Source organism: Nocardia sp. NPDC051900 (assembly GCF_044452545.1).
Classification (GTDB): Bacteria; Actinomycetota; Actinomycetes; order Mycobacteriales; family Mycobacteriaceae; genus Nocardia; species Nocardia sichangensis.
The window spans coordinates 22,648-42,284 of the sequence record NZ_JBITBU010000003.1 but is presented as its reverse complement, the minus strand read 5'-3'; the positions used below and the strand labels follow the sequence as shown (position 1 = coordinate 42,284).

Annotated in this window: 16 protein-coding genes; 7 read left to right on the top strand and 9 right to left on the bottom strand. The window is 68.2% G+C overall.

Translation table 11 applies throughout. The annotated features are described in order from the left end of the window. Positions 1–155: 155 nt before the first annotated feature. The 4 genes from ACIA5H_RS05090 to ACIA5H_RS05075 are packed head-to-tail and all read right to left on the bottom strand — an operon-like array spanning position 156 to position 5,447. Positions 156–641, bottom strand: a complete 486-nt coding sequence (locus tag ACIA5H_RS05090; RefSeq protein ID WP_379250597.1) for a MaoC family dehydratase — start codon at positions 639–641, stop codon at positions 156–158. Continuing rightward, on the bottom strand, positions 638–1,798 hold the full coding sequence (locus ACIA5H_RS05085; protein ID WP_379250599.1) for an acyl-CoA dehydrogenase family protein: 1,161 nt from the start codon (positions 1,796–1,798) through the stop codon (positions 638–640). Before ACIA5H_RS05085 ends, ACIA5H_RS05090 begins: the two co-directional genes overlap by 4 nt. Beyond that, positions 1,795–3,843 carry a biotin carboxylase N-terminal domain-containing protein gene (locus ACIA5H_RS05080; protein ID WP_397074042.1) on the bottom strand — a complete coding sequence of 683 codons (2,049 nt, stop codon included), beginning with the start codon at positions 3,841–3,843 and terminating at the stop codon, positions 1,795–1,797. The genes ACIA5H_RS05085 and ACIA5H_RS05080 overlap by 4 nt, the downstream gene beginning before the upstream one ends. A 5-nt stretch (positions 3,844–3,848) precedes the next feature. Next, positions 3,849–5,447, bottom strand: a complete 1,599-nt coding sequence (locus tag ACIA5H_RS05075) for a carboxyl transferase domain-containing protein (protein WP_397074040.1) — start codon at positions 5,445–5,447, stop codon at positions 3,849–3,851. Positions 5,448–5,540: 93 nt separating this feature from the next. Between ACIA5H_RS05075 and ACIA5H_RS05070 the strand changes: the two genes are divergently transcribed. Continuing rightward, positions 5,541–6,134, top strand: coding sequence for a TetR/AcrR family transcriptional regulator (locus ACIA5H_RS05070; protein WP_379250603.1), 594 nt, complete (start codon positions 5,541–5,543; stop codon positions 6,132–6,134). A gap of 8 nt (positions 6,135–6,142) precedes the next feature. On the opposite strand, the gene ACIA5H_RS05065 is transcribed toward ACIA5H_RS05070, so the two are convergent. Then, positions 6,143–6,889 carry a 3-hydroxybutyrate dehydrogenase gene (locus ACIA5H_RS05065; RefSeq protein WP_379250605.1) on the bottom strand — a complete coding sequence of 249 codons (747 nt, stop codon included), beginning with the start codon at positions 6,887–6,889 and terminating at the stop codon, positions 6,143–6,145. Further along, positions 6,886–8,262 (bottom strand): MFS transporter, encoded by a 1,377-nt coding sequence (locus tag ACIA5H_RS05060; protein ID WP_355074803.1) that lies wholly within the window; start codon positions 8,260–8,262, stop codon positions 6,886–6,888. The genes ACIA5H_RS05065 and ACIA5H_RS05060 overlap by 4 nt, the downstream gene beginning before the upstream one ends. A 141-nt stretch (positions 8,263–8,403) precedes the next feature. Between ACIA5H_RS05060 and ACIA5H_RS05055 the strand changes: the two genes are divergently transcribed. From ACIA5H_RS05055 to ACIA5H_RS05035, 5 genes are all read left to right on the top strand, one after another. Beyond that, positions 8,404–9,321: a LysR family transcriptional regulator gene (locus tag ACIA5H_RS05055; RefSeq protein WP_364424902.1), complete on the top strand. Its 918-nt coding sequence runs from the start codon at positions 8,404–8,406 to the stop codon at positions 9,319–9,321. A 504-nt stretch (positions 9,322–9,825) separates the two neighbouring features. Continuing rightward, positions 9,826–11,046, top strand: a complete 1,221-nt coding sequence (locus tag ACIA5H_RS05050; RefSeq protein WP_397074036.1) for an acetyl-CoA carboxylase biotin carboxylase subunit family protein — start codon at positions 9,826–9,828, stop codon at positions 11,044–11,046. An 18-nt stretch (positions 11,047–11,064) separates the two neighbouring features. Then, positions 11,065–12,297, top strand: coding sequence for an MFS transporter (locus ACIA5H_RS05045; RefSeq protein WP_397074034.1), 1,233 nt, complete (start codon positions 11,065–11,067; stop codon positions 12,295–12,297). Between the two features lie 40 nt (positions 12,298–12,337). After that, a complete protein-coding gene (gene egtD, locus ACIA5H_RS05040) occupies positions 12,338–13,312 on the top strand; it encodes an L-histidine N(alpha)-methyltransferase (protein WP_397074496.1) in 975 nt (324 codons plus the stop codon). Further along, positions 13,309–14,949 carry an MFS transporter gene (locus tag ACIA5H_RS05035; RefSeq protein WP_397074032.1) on the top strand — a complete coding sequence of 547 codons (1,641 nt, stop codon included), beginning with the start codon at positions 13,309–13,311 and terminating at the stop codon, positions 14,947–14,949. Before egtD ends, ACIA5H_RS05035 begins: the two co-directional genes overlap by 4 nt. 88 nt (positions 14,950–15,037) lie before the next feature. Here the strand turns inward: ACIA5H_RS05035 and ACIA5H_RS05030 are convergent, their stop codons facing one another. Next, entirely contained in the window at positions 15,038–16,438 is a 1,401-nt protein-coding gene (locus ACIA5H_RS05030) for a PLP-dependent aminotransferase family protein (protein WP_397074030.1), read from the bottom strand. A gap of 72 nt (positions 16,439–16,510) precedes the next feature. On the opposite strand from ACIA5H_RS05030, the gene ACIA5H_RS05025 reads away from it, so the two are divergent. Then, complete coding sequence (locus ACIA5H_RS05025; protein WP_397074028.1) at positions 16,511–16,831, top strand: cupin domain-containing protein; 321 nt, start codon at positions 16,511–16,513, stop codon at positions 16,829–16,831. A 384-nt stretch (positions 16,832–17,215) separates the two neighbouring features. On the opposite strand, the gene ACIA5H_RS05020 is transcribed toward ACIA5H_RS05025, so the two are convergent. Together ACIA5H_RS05020 and ACIA5H_RS05015 are read right to left on the bottom strand one after the other, a co-directional pair. After that, positions 17,216–17,875 (bottom strand): QsdR family transcriptional regulator, encoded by a 660-nt coding sequence (locus tag ACIA5H_RS05020; RefSeq protein ID WP_397074026.1) that lies wholly within the window; start codon positions 17,873–17,875, stop codon positions 17,216–17,218. Between the two features lie 260 nt (positions 17,876–18,135). Continuing rightward, positions 18,136–19,440, bottom strand: a complete 1,305-nt coding sequence (locus ACIA5H_RS05015; protein ID WP_397074024.1) for a helix-turn-helix domain-containing protein — start codon at positions 19,438–19,440, stop codon at positions 18,136–18,138. Between the last annotated feature and the right edge of the window lie 197 nt (positions 19,441–19,637).

Below are 19,637 nucleotides of genomic sequence, written 5' to 3'. Positions count from 1 at the left end.
ACCGCTCATGCTGTGTCGGTTGTGGATACCCACGGAGCCTGGTGTAGCAGTGCCACTGTGCTGCCTCAGGGCCGGGCCGCTCATGCTGTGTCGGTTGTGGGCATCCGCATCGCTGTTCGTGGTGACCTCGGGTTGTCTCACCCGGACCGGGCCCCTCATGCCGCGCCCTCCGGAGCCTTGCGCACCAGCGTCTTGCGCACCGCCGTTGCCACGACCTCGCCGTGCTGATTGCGCGCCGTGTGCGCGAAGGTCACGATGCCCTCGCCCGGACGGCTCTTCGATTCGCGCTTGTCGGTGACCACGGTTTCGGCGTACATGGTGTCGCCATGGAACAGCGGCTTGGGGAAAGCGACCTCCGAGAAGCCGAGGTTGGCCACGATGGTGCCCTGGGTCAGCTGCGCCACCGACAGTCCGATCAACGTGGACAGGGTGAACATCGAGTTCACCAACCGCTGATTGAACGGAGGCAATCGATCGCTGAACGCCGCGTCCAGGTGCAGCGCCTGGGTGTTCATGGTGAGCGTGGTGAACAGGACGTTGTCCGCCTCGGTGATGGTGCGGCCGGGGCGGTGCTCGTAGACCACCTCGGTGTCGAACTCCTCGAACCACAGGCCGCGCTGCACGATCGTCCGCCGGGTCACAGGCCCAGCTCCCGTCCGATCAGCATCAGCTGCACCTCCGTCGTCCCCTCGCCGATTTCCAGGATCTTGCTGTCGCGATAGTGCCGGGCGACGGCGTATTCGTTCATGAAGCCGTAGCCGCCGAAGATCTGCGTCGCGTCGCGAGCGTTGTCCATGGCGGCCTCGCTGGCCACCAGCTTGGCGATGGACGCCTGCTTCTTGAACGGCTTGCCCGCCAGCATCAGCGCCGCCGCGTCGTAGTAGGCCGTGCGCGCGGCGTGCGCCCGCGTCTCCATCCTGGCGATCTTGAACGCGATGGCCTGATTGCGCCCGATCGCCTGGCCGAACGCCTCGCGCTCCTTGGCGTAGCGCACGCTCTCGTCCACACAGCCCTGCGCGGCGCCGACCGCAAGCGCGGCGATGGCGATGCGGCCCTCGTCGAGGATGCGCAGGAAGTTCGCGTAACCGCGCCCGCGCTCGCCGAGCAGATTCTCCTCGGGGACGCGGACGTCGGTGAAACTGAGCGGATGGGTGTCGGAGGCGTTCCAGCCGACCTTGTTGTACGCGGGCTCGGCGACGAAACCGGGCGTGTCGGTCGGCACCAGGATCGTCGAGATCTCCTTCTTGCCGCCGGTGTTCCCGGTCACCGCGGTCACCGTGACGAGCTTGGTGATGTCGGTGCCGGAATTGGTGATGAACTGCTTGCTGCCGTTGATGATCCATTCGCCGCCGTCGATGACCGCGGTGGTCCTGGTGCCGCCCGCGTCGCTGCCCGCGCCCGGTTCGGTGAGCCCGAACGCGGCGAGGTTGCGGCCGCTGGTCAGCTGCGGCAGCCATTCCTGCTTCTGCTTGTCGTTGCCGAAGCGGTAGATCGGCATCGCGCCGAGCGAGACGCCCGCCTCCAGCGTGATCGCCACGCTCTGGTCGACCTTGCCCAGTTCCTCGAGCGCCAGGCACAGCGCGAAGTAGTCGCCGCCCATGCCGCCGTACTCCTCCGGGAACGGCAGGCCGAACAGGCCCATCTCGGCCATCCCCGCGACCACTTCGTACGGGAAGGTGTGGTTCGCGTCGTGCTCGGCCGCCACCGGAGCGACCACCGACCGCGCGAAGTCGCGCACGGTCAGCGCGAGATCGCGGTACTCCTCCGGCAGCGTGCCGGTGGACAGGAAGTCGGTCATGCGGGGATTCCTTCTCGTTCAATGGGATTCGTTGCGGCCTGTGCGACGACGCGCGCCAGCACTTGGTCCAGGCGCACCTGCGCGCCGGGTTCGACCAGTAGTTCGACGGTTCCGGCGACCGGCGCGGTGAGCGAGTGCTCCATCTTCATCGCCTCCACGATGACCACCGGATCGCCCGCGGCGACGGCGGCGCCGGAGGCGACCGGCACCGCGATCACGGAGCCGGGCATGGGGGAGCGGATCTCGGCGTCGCCCACGTGCTCGTCGCCGCCGCGCACGTTGACCTCGGCCACTTCGCGCAGTACCGCGATGCCGGACGGTCCGGCCACCCACGACAAGCCGTCCTGCTCGGCGACCCGGTAGGTGCGGCGCAGGCCGTCCAGGGTGAGGGCGAGTTCGCCCGCGCATCGATCGCCGGAGGCGGTGAATACGGCGGTCAGCGAGCGGCTTTCGCCCTCGTCGACCCGCACCATGCCGTCGTCCGGCGTGCCGGACAGATAGACGTGCTCGACCCGCTCGCCGCCCGCGAGCCGGATCGGCGTCGGCGCGTCGGCCCCGAGCCGCCAGCCGGAGGGCACCTCCCAGGGGTCGCGCGGCGCGGCGGGCCAGCGGCGCACCCAGTGCCAGGCCGCCGCGGCGACGAACTCGTCGTCGCCGACGGCGGCGGGCCGGAAGTCGGCGACCCGCCGGTCCAGCAGGGCGGTGTCCAGCCGTCCTTCGGCCACGTCCGGGTCGGCGAGCAGGAAGCGCAGGAATTCGATATTGCTGGTCACGCCGAGCAGCACGGTATCGGCCAGCGCCCGATCCAGTTTCGCGAGCGCGGCGGCGCGATCACCGGCGTGCGCGATGACCTTCGACAGCATCGGGTCGTAGTCGCTGCCGACGCGCGTGCCGATCCGCAGGCCCGAGTCGACCCGGACACCGGGACCTTCCGGCTCGTCGAGGTCGAGCACCGTGCCGCCGGTGGGCAGGAACCCGCGCCCCGGATCCTCGGCGTACACCCTGGCCTCGATCGCGTGCCCGACCATGCGGATGTCGTCCTGCGCCACCGCAAGCTTCTGCCCGGCCGCCACCCGGACCTGGCATTCCACCAAGTCGACGCCGGTGACCAGCTCGGTGACCGGATGCTCTACCTGCAGGCGGGTGTTCATCTCCATGAAGAAGAACTCGTCCGGCTGGTCGGCGGAGACGATGAACTCCACGGTGCCCGCGCCCACGTAGTCCACGCTGCGCGCGGTGTTGCAGGCCGCCGCGCCGATCCTGGCCCTGGTGGCCGCGTCCAGCAGCGGCGAGGGAGCCTCCTCGATCACCTTCTGGTGGCGGCGCTGCAAGCTGCATTCGCGCTCGCCCAGGTGCAGCACGTTGCCGAACTGGTCGGCGAGAATCTGCACCTCGATGTGCCGCGGCCGGGTGACGAACCGTTCCAGGAACAGCGTGTCGTCGCCGAACGCGGCGGCGGCCTCGCGCCGGGCGCTGCGCAGCGCCTCCGGCAGGCGGGCCGGATCGTCCACCCGGCGCATGCCCTTGCCTCCACCGCCCGCGGACGGCTTGACCAGCACCGGATAGCCCACTTCGGCGGCCGCGGCGATCAGCTCGTCATCGGTCAGGCCGGGGGTGGCGATGCCGGGCACCACGGGGACGCCGAACGCGGCCACGGTGTTCTTCGCGGTGATCTTGTCGCCCATCACCTCGATGGCGCGGGCCGGCGGGCCGAGGAAGACGATGTCCGCCTCCGCCAGCGCGGCGGCGAAAGCGGCGTTCTCCGAGAGGAACCCGTAGCCGGGGTGGACCGCTTGCGCGCCGGTGCGCACGGCGGCGGCCACCACCCGGTCGATGGCGAGGTAGCTCTCCCGGGCGGGGGCCGGGCCGAGACGCACCGCCGTGTCGGCTTCGTGGACGTGACGGGCGTCGGCGTCGGCGTCGCTGTAGACGGCCACCGAGCGAATCCCCAAGGCGCGCAGAGTGCGGATCACCCGCACCGCGATCTCGCCGCGGTTGGCGACCAGCACGGTGTCGAATCCGACGGGAACGGATCTGTTCAGCATCGTCATCACATCCGGAAAACGCCGTAGGAGACGGGTTCGAGCGGGGCCTGCGCGCACACCGACAGCGCCAGCCCGAGCACGGTTCTGGTGTCGGCGGGATCGATCACGCCGTCGTCCCACAACCTGGCCGTCGAGTAATAGGGGTTGCCCTGGCTCTCGTACTGGTCCCGGATCGGGGCCTTGAACGCCTCCTCGTCCGCGGCCGACCAGGGCTGCCCGCTGCTGTCGAGCTGGTCGCCGCGCACCGTCGCCAGCACCGACGCCGCCTGCTCGCCACCCATCACCGAGATCCGGGCGTTCGGCCACATCCACAGGAACCGCGGCGAATACGCGCGCCCGCACATCGAGTAGTTGCCCGCGCCGTAGGAGCCGCCGATGACGACGGTGAGCTTCGGCACGCGGGCGCAGGCCACCGCGGTGACCATCTTCGCGCCGTGCTTGGCGATGCCGCCCGCCTCGTAGTCGCGGCCGACCATGAAGCCGGTGATGTTCTGCAGGAACAGCAGCGGGATACTGCGCTTGTCGCACAGCTCGATGAAATGCGCGCCCTTCATGGCGGATTCGCTGAACAGCACGCCGTTGTTGGCGACGATGCCCACCGGATGTCCGTGGATGTGCGCGAACCCGGTGACCAAGGTCTTGCCGTATTCGGCCTTGAACTCGTGGAACCCGCTCTCGCCCTCGACGGTCCCGTCGACCAGGCGATGGATCACCTCGCGCACGTCGTAGGGAGTGCGCAGGTCGGTCGGCACCACGTCGTAGAGCTCGGATTCCGGCGCGGCGGGCGCGATGACGGGCCGCACGTCCCACGGGACCGGCGTGCGCGGGCCGAGCGTGGCCACGATGCGGCGCACGATGCGCAGCGCGTCCTGATCGTCCTCGGCCAAGTGGTCGGTGACGCCGGAGGTGCGCGAGTGCAGCTCGCCGCCGCCGAGTTCCTCGGCCGTGACCACCTCACCGGTCGCGGCCTTCACCAGCGGCGGGCCGCCGAGGAAGATGGTGCCCTGGTTGTGCACGATCACGGCCTCGTCGCTCATCGCGGGCACGTAGGCGCCGCCCGCGGTGCAGGAGCCGAGCACCGCGGCGATCTGGGGAATCCCTTTGGCGCTCATGGTCGCCTGGTTGTAGAAGATGCGCCCGAAATGCTCCCGGTCGGGGAACACCTCGTCCTGGTGCGGCAGGTACGCGCCACCGGAGTCGACCAAGTAGACGCACGGCAGCTGGTTCTGCAACGCGATCTCCTGCGCGCGCAGGTGCTTCTTCACCGTCATGGGGTAGTAGGTGCCGCCCTTGACCGTCGCGTCGTTGGCCACGATCACGCATTCCCGGCCGGACACCCGGCCGATCCCGGTGATGATCCCGGCGCCGGGGGAGTCGTCGCCGTACATTCCGGTCGCGGCCAGCGGGGACAGCTCGAGGAACGGGCTCCCCGGGTCCAGCAGCTGGTCCACGCGCTGCCTGGGCAGCAGTTTGCCCCGCGCGACGTGGCGAGCGCGCGCCTTCGGGGGCCCGCCCAGCGCGGCGGCGGCCAGCCGGGCGCGCAGATCGTCGACCAACGCCGCGTGCGCGGCGCGGTTCCCGACGACCTCTTCGGTAACGGTCATTACGTAATCCTGTCGTCCAGTTAGTCGACGATAACTGAAATTCAGGTTAGTCTTGATTAACCGAGTTGTCCAGATCGGCCGAAAGGACCGCGTGTGACCAGTGCCGAATCCGTCGCGCCGACGCGTCGTGAGCAATTGAAGGCGCAGCGCAGGGCGCAACTGCTGGAAGCGGGAGCGCGGTTGATCGCCGATCGCGGCTTCCTCGGCATGCGCCTGGACGACCTGGGCGCCGCCGTCGGCATCAGCGGCCCCGCGGTCTACCGGCACTTCCCGAACAAGGAAGCGCTGCTGATCGAGCTGCTGGTCGGGGTGAGTCAGCGCCTGCTCGACGGCGGCAAGAAGGTGGTCGCGGGCACGAACTCCCCTGAGGAGGCGCTCGCCGGGCTGGTCGATCACCACTTGGACTTCGCGCTCGGCGAGCCGGAGCTCATCCGCATCCAGGACCGCGACCTGGACAACGTGCCCGCCCCGGCCCGCCGCGAGATCCGCCGCACCCAGCGCCAGTACGTGGAGATCTGGGTGAGCGTGTTGCGCGAGCTGCATCCCGAACTACCCGAGGAGGCGGCGCGGGTGCAGGCCCACGCCGCCTTCGGCCTGATCAACTCCACCCCGCACAGCGCGAGCGAGGCGACCGCGGCACGCGCCCGGCCGGTGCTGCGCGGGATGGCGCTGACCGCGCTCGGGTGAGCGCGCCCTCATCGCGCGCTCCACCCGCCATCCATCGTGTAGGCCGCGCCGGTGACCATGCCCGCCTCCGGCGACACCAGCCAGGCCACCAGCGACGCGACCTCCTCCGGCTCGACGAGCCGTTTGATCGCGCTCTCGGTGAGCAGGATCTTCTCCACCACCTCCTGCTCGGGCACGCCGTGCGCCTTGGCCTGGTCCGCGATCTGCTTGTCCACCAGCGACGTCCGCACGTAGCCCGGGTTCACGCAATTGCTGGTGACGCCGTGCGGGCCGCCCTCCAGCGCGGTGACCTTGGACAGCCCCTCCAGGCCGTGCTTGGCCGTCACGTACGCGACCTTGTATTCGGAGGCGCGCAGGCCGTGGACCGAGGAGATGTTGACGATCCGTCCCCAGCCCTGCCGGTACATGTGCGGCAGCGCCGCGCGCACCAGCAGGAACGGCGCCTCGACCATCAGCGTGAGCAGGTCGCGGAAGCGCTGCGGCGCGAAGTCCTGGATCGGGCTGACGTGCTGCACCCCGGCGTTGTTGATCAGGATGTCGACGTCGAGTTGCAGCTCCTCCAGCGCCGCGACGTCGAGCAAATCCACCGCCCACGACTTGCCGCCCAGCTCCCTGGCCACGGTCTTCGCGCCGACGCCGTCGACGTCGGCCACCGTGACCGTGGCCCCCCGCGCCGCGAGCGCGCGGGCGCACGCAGCGCCGATGCCGCTCGCGCCGCCGGTGACCAGGGCGCTGCGCCCCGCCAGATCGCTCATCGCACGGTCACTTCGGTGCGCGCGCCGAGGGTCTCGGCGTCGGCGTGATCGATGCTCTCCAAGGTCAGTCCCTTCGTCTCTCGTGCGACGAGCACGGCGATCGCGCTCACCGCCGCCGCGCCCGCCAGGTACCAGGCGATCGGCACCGCGGAGTGGTAGGTGTTCAGCAGCCGGACGGCGATGATCGGCGCCAGCGAACCGGCCACGATCGAGGTCACCTGGTAGCCGAGGGACACACCGGAATAGCGCATCCGGGTGGGGAACATCTCGGCCATGATCGCGGGCTGCCCGGCGTACATGAAGGCGTGGAAGATCAAGCCGATGACGATGGCGGACATGATGACCACGTTGTGGCCGCTGTCCATCATCGGGAAGGCGAAGAAGCCCCAGGTGCCCGCGGTGAGCGCGCCGATCAGGTAGACCGGCCGCCTGCCGATGCGGTCGGACAGGTTGCCCACCAGCGGGATCGCCACGAAGTGCACCGCGTGCGCGGCCAGCAGCCACCACAGGATCACTTGGGTGTCGGCGTGCACCTGCGTCTTCAGATAGGTGATGGTGAACGTGACCACCAGGTAGTACATGACGTTCTCGCCGAAACGCAGCCCCATCGCGGTGAACACGCCGCGCGGGTAGCGGCGCAGCACCTCCACCACGCTCAGCGAAGTCGCCTTGATCTGCTCGGCTTCCCGCTGCGCCGCGACGAAAATGGGCGCGTCGGTGATCTTGGTGCGGATGTAGTAGCCGATCAGCACCACGACCGCCGACAACCAGAACGCGACCCGCCATCCCCAGCCGAGGAACGCCTCGTCCGACAGCGTGGAGGTGAGCACCAGCAGCACCACCGTCGCCAGCAGGTTGCCCGCGGGTACGCCTGCCTGTGGCCAGCTCGCCCAGAATCCGCGGCTGCGGCTCGGGCTGTGCTCGGCGACCAGCAGCACCGCGCCACCCCACTCTCCGCCGACCGCGAAGCCCTGGATGAAGCGCAGGGCCACCAGCAGCGCGGGCGCCCAGTAGCCGATCTGCCCGAAGGTCGGCAGGCAGCCCATCAGGAACGTCGCGCTGCCCACCAGCACCAGGCTGAATTGCAGCAGCTTCTTGCGGCCGTACTTGTCGCCGAAGTGCCCGAACACCACGCCGCCCAGCGGCCGCGCCGCGAAACCGACCGCGTAGGTGATGAACGCGGCGAGGATGGCGTCCAGGTCGCTGGTGCCCTTGGCGAAGAACACCTTGCTGAACACCAGCGTGGCGGCGGTGCCGTACAGGAAGAACTCGTACCACTCCACCACCGTGCCCGCCATCGACGCGGCCACCACGCGGCGCAGGCCGCTGGTCGTGCCGCCCGAATCCGCCGCTACGGCGTTGTGCTCCCTCATCGCACTTCTCCTTCGTGCCCGGGGCCACACTTCGTTCCCGATGTGACGGCCCCCACAATGCTTTGGCTGCACCGAGTATTGGTGCAGAGGAATTACGCCGCAATGACCATTTGTGCAGTGCGTCTCTGCAAAGATGCAGATATGCGCCCGGCCACTCCTGGTCGTCCCAGCGCGGACGACCTCCTCGTCCTCCTGGCCGTCGGGCGCTCCGGCCGATTCGTGACGGCGGCCGACGAACTCGGCATCAACCACACCACCATCTCCCGGCGCATCGCCGCGCTGGAGCACACCCTCGGCGGCCGGGTGCTCACTCGGGTGACCGGTGGCTGGGAGCTGACCGATCTCGGCAGGGAAGCCCTGGCCGCGGCCGAGGCGGTGGAGTCGGCGGTGAAGTCGCTGGCCGCGGACGCCGACGGCAACCGGGTGCTGGAGGGGGTGGTCCGGCTCTCGGCGACCGACGGCTTCAGCGCTTACATCGCCGCGCCCGCGGCGGCGGAGGTGCAGCGGCGGCACCCCAAGATCTCGGTGGAAATCGTGGCGATCACCCGGCGCGCCTCGCAACAGCGTTCGGGGCTGGATCTCGAGATCGTGGTGGGCGAGCCGCAAGTGCACCGCGCCACCGCCACGCATCTGGCCGACTACTGTCTCGGCCTCTACGGTTCCCGCGAATACCTGTACGAGAACGGCGCACCCGCGACGATCGATGACCTGTCCCGGTATCCGCTGGTCTACTTCATCGACTCCATGCTGCAAGTCGACGATCTCGACTTGGCTTCCAGCTTCGTACCCGCGATGCGCGAATCGGTTACGTCCACCAATGTTTTCGTGCACGTCGAGGCCACGCGCGCCTCCGCGGGCCTTGGCCTGCTGCCGTGCTTCATGGCCGATCGCCACGCGGACCTCGTTCGCGTGCTGGCCGATTCGGTGACCGTCACCCTCGGCTACTGGCTCGTCGCGCGCACCGAAACCCTTCGCCGCCCGGAAGTGGCCGCCGTCGTCGCCGCGATCCGCGCCGTGGTCGCCGATCAGCGTGACATCCTCCTCGGTCGTCGGCACTGACGGTCGACTCCGGCCCCGGGGGGCGATGCGACTCGTCTTCGTCCGCTCCTGGCGGCATCCTCGGCCTCGCTCCTGACCGTGCGGCTTCGGTGGCTCAGCGGGCGAGGTGTCCGGCCTGGCGGCGCGCTGTGATCCAAATTACTGGTATCCGACCATCTGGACAGCGCACAGCTATCTCAAAGAAAACTCACAGCAATCAGCTGAACAGATGTTTTCATGCTGTCGCCGCCAGCGACGCCGGTGAGGTTAACAGGCCAGCGTACAACGTGGTCAGACATGCGGGCATTTCTCATTTCGGGGAAGAATTGCCAGTGTTGGGAAGGTGCATACTCAGCAGTATGAGGCATAGATCACGCGCTACGTGAACGCGCAATCATTCTCCTGACCAGATGTTTCTCCGCCGCGCTGCCGGGCGTTGGCGGAGTCGTAACTCTGTCTTCGTCTCCGGCGCCTTATTTGAGTTCAGTGAGCCGACTTCAAACGGAGGAATCTGTGCTACCACACGTGACCGTGATCCACCGCGTACGTGGTGTCGATGTTCCGTATACCGAGCGTATCGATCACGTTCGCAATCTTGTCACCTATGTTTGCGCGAGCGGCTTGCCCGACGGCATACCCGAGCAGGCGGCGGCGGTCACGGTTCTCGACGGCGCGACTCCGGTGCACGGTGCCGTGCGCGATCTCGCGGCACGGTTCGGCACGCCGGAACGCATTGTCGCACTGCACGAGTTCGACCTCTTCGCGGCGGCGGAGTTGCGCGCGGAGTTCGACATCCCCGGCGACCGGGCGGAATACGTCACCCGGTTCCGCGACAAGCTGACGATGGCCCAGGCGGTCGCCGCGCGGAACGTCTCCGTTCCCGCATTCCGCGCCGCACCCGACCTGTCCTCGGTCGCCGAATTCGCCGCGGCGTCCGGTTTCCCGATCATCGTCAAGCCGCGATTCGGCGCGGGCAGCCGCGATGTGGTCAAGCTGAATTCGGAAGCGGATCTCGCCGCATTGCCGGACCTCGCGTCCGAACCATTTCTGGTCCAAGAATTCTGCCCGGACGAAGTCGGCGCCATAGACGGCGTATGGACGGGTTCCCAACTCGGGCCGTGGCGCGCTTCGAAATATCTCGGAACATGCCTCGATTTCGCCAACGACGCGGAAAGCCTGGGCTATGTCGAGGTCGACGATCCCGCATTGACCGGTACATTGACCGAGTTCGCCGAATCGGTTCTTTGCGCACTCAGCCCTGGTGTCCCGACCGTATTCCATCTCGAATTCTTCGTCGGCGGCGACGGCGATTCTCCCCGCGTCCAGTTTCTGGAGGTCGCGGCGCGCGCGTGCGGCGGGCAAACCACCCACATGTGGCGCGAGGTGCACCGGTACGACCTGCTCGGCGCGGCGGTCGACATCCAGCTCGGCCGGACGCCCGCCACGGCGCCGCTCACCGACGGCGAGGTGGTCGCCGAACTGCTCATCCACCCGCCGGTGACGCCGCCGTGCCGGGTGGTGGACGTGCACTGGGCGGTCCCGGAGGCCTACGCCCCGTACCACTGCTCGATTCCGCAGGTGGGGTCGGTGATCACCGAAACGTTCGGCTACGCCGATATCGGTGCGGCATTCCGCATCCGCGGAAAGTCGACCGCGGAAGTACTGGAATCGGTGCGGCGCACCGTGGCCGGGTTCCGAATGATGTGCACGGCGCTCGATTCACCTGTCGCGGTGGCGGTCGCCTGATCTGCTCGGACTTCTCTCGTGTCTCGGCTCTCCGTAGCTCTGCCGCCGCCGGGTCCGCAGCGCATGCTGACCCTGATCACCGCGGCGTCCGCTGTCTCCAGCGGAATCTATTTGTCCACCGTGGTCCTGTATTTCACCAGGATCGTGCGCATTTCGCCGATACGCGTCGGTGTGGGGCTCAGCATCGCCGGCGCCGCCTGCGTTGTCGGCGGAGTACTCGTCGGCAAACTCTCGGATCGGCATGATCCGCTGCTGGTATTGCGTCGCAGTCTGATCGTCGCCGCTCTCGCCACGCTCGGATTTCTCGCGGTCGACGGATTCGCGATGTATTTGCTCGTCGTTCCCGCGGCGGCCGCGGGGCAGGCCTGCGTGCAATTGCTGACCACGGCGATCATCACCAAGATCGGCACCGACCGGGCCAACGAGTTCCGGGCGTACACGCGGTCGGTGCTCAACGTCGGCATCGCCGTCGGCATCGGGATGTCCGCGCTGGCGGTGCAATTCGACTCCGCCCTGCTCTATCGCGCGGCGATCGTCGTCGGAGCGATATTTCTCGCCCTGGCGGCGCTGCTGGTCGGCCGACTGCCCGCGCTGCGACCCGTCGATGCCGAGTCGCCCGGCGGCCGCAGCCGGTGGGCGGCATTACGCGACCGGCCGTATCTGGCATTGACGGCGCTCGACGGTGTGCTGTCGCTGCAATACCGCGTCCAGTCGGTCGCCATTCCCTTGTGGATCATCGGCGCGACCACGGCGCCGCGCTGGTCGATCGCCACGCTCGACATGCTCAACATCGCCATCGTCGTGTTGTTCCAGGTCCGCGCCAGCAGGCGCGTCCTCGACGTCCCAGCGGCGGGCGCGGCGCTGCGGCGCTGCGGCTGGGCGTTCCTGATCGCCTGCGTCCTGTTCGCGTCCGCGCGCGGCCACGGGGGATGGATCGCGGTGCTCATCCTGGTCGCGGGCGGCGCGATCCTGAGCGTGGGGGAGCTGTGGCAGACGGCGGGCGGCTTCGAAGCGTCGAACCTGCTCGCCCCCCCGCGGGAAATCGGCGCGTACCTGGGTGTTTTCAGCATCGGCTTACGAATGGCCGACACCATCGGCCCGGCGCTGCTCGCTTGGTTGTGCGTCGATGTCGGCGTCGTCGGCTGGTACATCACGGGATTCGTCCTGCTGGCCGCCGGGCTGCTGTCCCCCCTCGTCGTCGCTTGGGCCGAATCGACCCGCGACAGGTACGCGCTCGCTCCGGCGTCGTGAAGCCGGACGCGAGACCCCGGTACTGGCATTGGAAGGAACCATCCCGATGGAAGCGACGATCGACATCCGGATCACCGAGGCGGATCTGGCCGAAGCACTGCGCACGGATGTCATGACCGGACTGTCCGGACCGCGGAAATGGCTGCCGCCCAAGTGGTTCTACGACGCCCGTGGCAGCAAGCTGTTCGAGGCGATCACCGACCTGCCCGAGTACTATCCGACCCGCACCGAGCGCGCGCTGCTGCACGCCTGCGCTCAGGAGATCGCGGTCGGGGCCTCCGACGCGACGGAGCTGATCGAACTCGGTTCGGGATCCTCGGAGAAGACCGGTCTGCTGCTGCGTTCGTTCAGCGAACACGGCTCGTTGCGCTCGTATGTGCCCTTGGACGTCTCCGAGTCCGCTCTGCGAGACGCGGTCGGGTGGATCAACGCGGAGTTCCCCCGGATCGAGGTCCACGGCCTGGTCAGTGATTTCACCAACGGGCTCGACTGGCTGCCACGCCGTGGGCGGAGAATCGTCGCGCTGCTCGGCGGCACGCTGGGCAACCTCGTCCCGGCGGAGCGGGCCGAGTTCTTCGGGCGCCTGCACGACGTGCTCGAGCCGGGGGAACAGTTGCTGCTGGGCGTGGGCCTGGTGACCGATCCGGCCGTCATGGTGCCCGCCTACGACGACGCCGCGGGCGTGACCGCCGAGTTCAACCGGAACATCCTGCACGTGGTGAACAACCGGCTCGGCGCGAATTTCGAACCCTCGCGGTTCGCGCACGTCGCCGTGTGGGATCCCGGCAACCGGTGGATCGAGATGCGGTTGGAGGCCACCGCCGACATGACGGTCACCGTCGCGGACCTGGATCTGGTGCTCGACTTCGCCGCCGGTGAGCAGATGCGCACCGAGATCTCGGCGAAGTTCCGGCTGGCGGACTTCCACGCCGAGCTGGCCGCTGCCGGGCTACCGGCGCAGCGATCCTGGACCGATCCCGCCGAGCGCTTCGCCGTGGTGCTCGCGGGCAGATGAGCGACGTCATCGCGGCGGCCGGGGCGACGTTCGCCGAACGTCCCCGGCTGCGGTCCGGCACGGGCCGGTGGATCATGGCCGCAGCCGTGCTCGGTTCGGCGCTGGTCTCCATCGACACCACCGTGGTCAATCTCGTCGTGCCGCGGATCGGGGCGGACCTCGACGCCGACATGGTGGATCTCCAATGGGTGGTGAGCGGCTACACCCTCGCCTTGGCGTCGCTGATCCTGGTGGGCGGGGCGTTGGGTGACAGGTACGGCCGTCGCGCGGTATTCGTCTGGGGCAGTGTGGTCTTCGCGCTGTCCTCGGCGTGGTGCGGAGTCGCGCCGGACGTCGCGACGCTGGTGGCGGCGCGGGTGGTGCAGGGGGTCGCGGGTGCGCTGATCACGCCCGGCAGTCTCGCGCTGATCGCGGCGTCGCTGGATCCGCGTGATCAAGGCGCGGCGATCGGCATGTGGTCCGGTCTCGGGGGCGTGGCGGGTGCGGTGGGGCCGATCGTCGGCGGCTGGCTGGTGGAACTGGCCGGATGGCGCTCGGTGTTCCTGATCAATGTCCCGTTGGCCGTGGCCGTGGCCGTCGTGTCGATGCGTCGCGTCCCGGAGTCCCGAGATCCGTACGCGCCGCGGCGGCCGGATCTGCTCGGCACGGCGGTGGTGGTCACGGGCTTGGTGGTGCTGACCTACGGCTTCATCGCGGGGCAGGTGGAGATGCAGGCGGCTGGCGCGGTGCTGGTGGCCGTCTTCGTGATCGTGCAGACCCGCGTCCGCAACCCGCTGGTGCCGCCCGCGCTCTTCCGGTCGCGGCAATTCACCGCGGTCAATCTGGTGACGTTACCGGTGTATGCCGCCTTGGGGTGTGTGCTGTTCCTGTTGCTGCTCCAATTGCAGATCGTCGCGGGGTATTCCCCTCTGGTCGCCGGAACCGCGACGATCCCGATTACCGCGATCATGCTGCTGTCGTCGGGTCGGATCGGGCGGTGGGCGCAGCGGCACGGTGCGCGCCTGCTGATGACCATCGGCCTGCTGCTATCCGCCGCCGGAGCGATGTCGTTGGCCGGAATCGGTGCGGACGGTTCGTATGCCACCGCGGTGCTGCCCGGCGTCCTCCTGCTCGGCGCGGGCATGGCGGTGTTCGTGGCTCCGTTGACCGAATCCGTGTTCGCGTCGGTGCCGACCGAGGAGGCGGGCATCGCCTCCGGGGTCAACAACGCGATCGCCCGCATCGCCCAGTTGCTCGCCATTGCCGCGATCCCCGGCCTGGTCGGCATCTCCCGGACGCCGCTCACCGACGGCGTCGCGTTCGGCGCGGGCTACCGCGCGGCCATGTGGATCTGCTCGGCCCTGTTCGCCTCGGGCGCCACACTCGCCGCGACCCTCATGCCTCGACCGGCAAGGACCACGGTGGCCGCCCCACCTGCGGCGCGATGGCCGAGCGACCTGCTTCCCTTTTCGGCGGACGCGGTGGACATCGGCGAGTCGCGGACGACCCCGTCGCGAGGTCGTCGGCTGGGCCGCGGCCGGGGTCCGCGTCGGCAACCGGGCGGCGGCCCGTCGGACCACGACGTTCGCCGCCCGCGACCTACCCACTCGACCGCACGGCCGGAAAACCGCTCCGGTCAACGTATGCGGAACGAGTGAGTGCGGGTCGGCCGCTTACGCCGTGCGTGCGGGTCGGCACGCGTTCGCGCCCCTCGGACGGTGCAGCGCAGCCGGAACGGAAGTCCGTTCAAATAGCAAGCGGGGGTGACACCGCGACGGGCTGGTCAGGTGGTTCGTAGGTCCGCCATGCCTCGGCTAATCGGCGTGCGGCTTCGCGCAGGTCGTGGGGTTCGGCGACGAAACTGATCCGTATGCGGTCGATGCTGCCGCCGGAGGCATCCAGCCCGGCGCCGGGCAAGATCGCGACCCCGTGTCGCAGTGCGCGCTGAGCGAAGGAGGCGCCATCCCCATGGGGCAGTCGGATCCACAGCGTCTGGCCACCGGACACCGTGGGGATGTCCCATTTCGGTAGCCGCGCGGCCAGTTCGGCCACCAGCAGGTCGTGACCTTCTCTGCGCTGCTGCGAGATTCGTTCCCGCAATCGGTCGAGATCGCGGAGCAGCCAGGTGGCGGCCAACTGTGCTGGGATGTTGCCGCCGAGATCGTGCACCGCACGCAGCCGAGACAACCGGGCGATCACCGGGACCGGTGCCCGCACCCAACCGACACGCAACCCGCCCCAGACGACCTTGCTGAGCGAACCGATGGATATCACCGATTCGTCATAGTGGGCCAACGGCGGTGGTGGCGGATCGGTGCCAGGGAATCCGAGATCGGCCAGCACCTCGTCATCGACCAAAGGCACCGCGGCCCTTCTCGCCGACTCGACCAGGGCCCGCCGTCCCGGCGCGGGAAGCACCGTCCCTGTGGGGTTGTGGCATGTCGCAACGACATACGCGAGCGCCGCCGAGGTTACCGTGCCCAAGCCGACCGGGCCTGTCCGCAGTACCGTCGCGGCCTCGCGAAACGCCTCGAGCGCGCCCGGGTACGTCGGTGACTCGACCAGGACGTGGTCACCGGGCCGGAGCAGCGCGCGGGCGAGTAGCGACAGCGCGTGTTGTCCGCCGCCGGTGACGAGAATCTGCTCCGGATCGGTCGGCACGCCACGCGCTCGATATCGGTCGGCAATCGCCCTGCGCAACAGCGGATGTCCGGTTGGGTGGTAACCGATGTCGCCCTCGACCGCGGCGAGCTCGGGCGCGATGTGCCGATATGCCTGGGCCAACTCGGGCGGCGGTTTCCCCGGAGCGGCACAAGCGAGCGCGATGACATCGGCGCTCGGCTCGAGCAGTTGCAAAAAGGCCGGGGAATGGGTGGTCTCGCGAGCCGGGACCGTCTCGGGTCCCGCGACCCGGGTGCCACTGCCCTGTCGGCGCACCACGCGACCATCCGCGCCGAGCAGATCGTATGCCGCTACCACCGTACTGCGCCCGACCGCGAGAGCCTTCGCCAGTTTGCGCTCGGGCGGCAGCCGCATGCCCGACCGCAGCTCACCGTCATCGATCAACGCCCGCAGTCGCCCCGCCAGCAGGACATAGAGCGGACCTCGGTCGGTCGACCAGCGACCGAGCCGATCAGCAAGTTCCATTGGCTCCATATGCAAACCAATTCTGCCTGATTGGCTCTAGGGTCCCGACCTCGCCACGGCGACGATGAACCCATGAGCAAGATCTCCATTACCGATGTCGTCGACGACCTGAGCGGTCCTTGGCAGCCGCGCGACCTGGCCACCGCCAACGACGCCGTGGTGCGCATCGCTCGCCTGCACGGCGCATTCCCCTGGCATCACCACGACGAAGACGAGCTGTTCCTCTGCTGGAACGGCACCTTCCGCATCGAAATGCAGGACCATGCGGCGGTAACACTTGGTCCCGGCGAGATCTTCGTGGTTCCTCGCGGAGTCGAACACCGACCGGTGGCCGAGGAACCAGCTCACGCGATCATGATCGAACGGCCGGAAACCAGGCAATACGGCAACTAGCCGAGGACGCACGCGACAGCGGTAGAAGCTGCGACGCGCTGAGTGAACTGTCAGTGCGGCTCCCTATGCCGCGGCAGCCTGGTCAGCTCCTCGTGGTACCGGGGCGGCGTAGTAGGCGCGATAGGAGTGAGTCAGGGAAGTAGCCACAGTCGTTCACAAGGCAGCCGGTCATATTCAATGCTTTGATCGCCGACTTCGAATGCCGATACTTCCGGACAGTGACTCTCGGGCCACTTTCGCAACAGGTTTCGGACTGCTGTTCGACAAGCTACGTAGTCGAATACGCCGGCAGGTCCGGTGAACCTGATGTGGACGTCGGGTTCGCGGGGAAGCGGGGATTCCGCTGAAGAGGTGTACACCTGTCGTCACGCAGCTTCCGGTGGCCTACTCCGCATCCGGACCGCTGGTCGTCCCGCAGGGTAGGAGTGCGTTGACAACCCTGGCGGAACGATCATGGTCGGGCTGCTGGCCGGTGATGAGCCCGAGGTAGGTATAGGACTCCATGACGCGGACCAGTACGTACGGCAGATCTTCGGAAGGAATCGACGACTGCAGGCGACCGGCGGCGGTCTCCTCGCGCACGATCTCGGCGATCAGCTCGATCAGTCGAGCCTCGAAACCGGACGCCTTGGTTGTCAGCAGGCGCAGGGCCAGTTCGCCCTCGCGGTCGATGAAGCGCTGCATGCCCGGATTCGTGTTGACGGCGCGCATGGCCTCGTTCATGACGGCTGCGGCGGGGGACTGACCGGGCGCGGCGGGAGGTCCGGAGTGGCAGTGGGTCTTCCGCGAGCGGGTGAGGGTGGGTTCGATCAGTGACCAGAGAATCTCGGTGAGCAATTGGTCGCGGGAGCCGACCCAGCGATACAGGGTGGCGCGGTCAACGGCGAGACCCTTGGCCAGCGCTTGCATGTCCACACGGTCGCCGGCGAGGAAGGTTTTGCGGGCTTCGCGGAAGGCGTCGAGAGCGGTCGGACGCGACGTCGCGGTGCCGTCGAGATGGCGCCGCAACGGTGTGTCGGCGGAGCGGGGGTCCTGCCTTGGCATCCTGCGCACCTCCCTGCGGTTGTCTCGGAATGCGTGCCGACCGTCACAGTATGCTACATTTCGGAGAAACATTGCAAGAAAGCTACGGATAATTATTCTGGTGCAACACTGAACTATCCGCCGCTTCGGCCTCCTGACCCGAACCCGGTGTCATGGGCGGTCTTTGAGCACAACCGTGCAGGTGTGAAGGGACAACCGCCGATCTGACGCATTTGGTCTCGGCGGCTGCGCTGCGCAGTTACATGTCTTGTCGAGCCAGGTCACGCCGTGCGGGCGAGTGTGTCGAAGCGGTGGCGGAGGTGTTCGGCGTTGTCGCCGTGGGTATGGGTGGCGGCGGCGCGGACGGGGCGTAGTTCGGCCAGAAGGCGTGGGGAGTTGACGGGGCCTTCGAGGAGGGTGAGGGCGGTGTGTGCTTCGGTGATGGCGGAGGTGGTGTCGCCGAGGCCCGCGAGGGCTGCGGCGTAGTAGGCGCGGTACGAGGCTTCGTCGCGCGGACGCTGAGTGCCGCGGGTGCCGATAGTTTCCCGGTAGATGCCCACCGCCCGATCGTGCTGGCCCAGATAGACCCGGCCCCTGGCCTCGATGGATCGGATCTCGAACGGCGTCACGTGGTGCAGCCATACCGGCTCGTCGACATCGTCGAGCCCTCGATCGACCTCGCGCCAGGCGCGCGTCATCGCCCGATCGAAGTCCTGTCGTTCGCCGATCGCGGCATGCGCCACGGCCTCCCGCGCGGAGCGAACGGCATTCAGCCGAGCCGATGGGATCCGGCGAGCAAGGTGACTGGCCCGCTGTGCCAGCCGCACCGGTTCTCGGCTGGTCGGCCGGTCTGTGGTCAGAAACGTCAAGCTGGCCAGCGCATTGGCGAGCAGTTCGTCGTTATCGGCCTGCTCGGCCATCAGCACCGCTTCGACGTAGCACCGCCGGGCGACGGCTGGGCGACCGGCGTCCAGACAAAGCCAGCCCGCGCACCGAGCGAGTCGGCTCGTCTCGGCCAACAGCCGCACGCCGGTTTCCCGGCCGTAGGTGCCGTGGTCGAGCAGGCGACGAGCCAAACCGTATTGGCGAAGCGCGAATTCGGCGATGTCCCCGCCTCCGAAGTGATTGTCGTGCTGCCACATGCGTTGCGTCAGCGTCTGCAAGTAGTCGACATGGCTGGACCCGACTCGCGTCGGCACCGTGGCCGCCGGAGCGGTTGCCGCCAAGGTTGTGATCGTCGCAGCGAGGCCGAATTGTCTGCGGTCCATTTCGTCGGCTCCTTTACCCCCATCTTCGATGGTCCTCGGATCGGCCGGACCCAGCAAGATTGGCAGCAACGCGGTGCGCGGCACGCCCAGCGCGTCGGCGGCACGGACCAGTTCCCGGATGTCGAAGATGGTTCCCACTTCTCCGCGCTCGACTCGTCCGGCGTGGGTGCGGTCCCAGTGCAGCAGCGCGCCGAAATCGGCTTGGGATAGCCCCATTTCTTTGCGGACGAGGGCGAGGGCCTGCCCGGGCTGTCCTTCGGCGAGCAACTTGCGGAATCGCGGCGACTTCCATACGCCGTCGATCTCGTTGTCCGTCACTTTCGTCCCCCTGACCCCGAAATTTGCTGTGATGGCGCGACTTTAAGCACGATCGCGCAGGTCGGGAGGGACAATCGCAGATATCGCACGGCTGTTCCCTCGCAGTTGACAGTCTCTGGAGGGGCTCCATGTGGCTTCACTCGGTCGATGCAGTCGACTTCGGGCCATTATGGTGGCTGCGCTGCGAAGTCACATGT

Coding starts and splice junctions, on each gene's coding strand:
- ACIA5H_RS05055 (WP_364424902.1), top strand. CDS start 8,404: ATGCGCCCGGCCACTCCTGGTCGTCCCAGCGCGGACGACCTCCTCGTC.
- ACIA5H_RS05030 (WP_397074030.1), bottom strand. CDS start 16,438: ATGGAACTTGCTGATCGGCTCGGTCGCTGGTCGACCGACCGAGGTCCG.
- ACIA5H_RS05025 (WP_397074028.1), top strand. CDS start 16,511: ATGAGCAAGATCTCCATTACCGATGTCGTCGACGACCTGAGCGGTCCT.
- ACIA5H_RS05080 (WP_397074042.1), bottom strand. CDS start 3,843: ATGCTGAACAGATCCGTTCCCGTCGGATTCGACACCGTGCTGGTCGCC.
- ACIA5H_RS05085 (WP_379250599.1), bottom strand. CDS start 1,798: ATGACCGACTTCCTGTCCACCGGCACGCTGCCGGAGGAGTACCGCGAT.
- ACIA5H_RS05060 (WP_355074803.1), bottom strand. CDS start 8,262: ATGAGGGAGCACAACGCCGTAGCGGCGGATTCGGGCGGCACGACCAGC.
- ACIA5H_RS05075 (WP_397074040.1), bottom strand. CDS start 5,447: ATGACCGTTACCGAAGAGGTCGTCGGGAACCGCGCCGCGCACGCGGCG.
- ACIA5H_RS05065 (WP_379250605.1), bottom strand. CDS start 6,889: ATGAGCGATCTGGCGGGGCGCAGCGCCCTGGTCACCGGCGGCGCGAGC.
- ACIA5H_RS05035 (WP_397074032.1), top strand. CDS start 13,309: ATGAGCGACGTCATCGCGGCGGCCGGGGCGACGTTCGCCGAACGTCCC.
- ACIA5H_RS05020 (WP_397074026.1), bottom strand. CDS start 17,875: ATGCCAAGGCAGGACCCCCGCTCCGCCGACACACCGTTGCGGCGCCAT.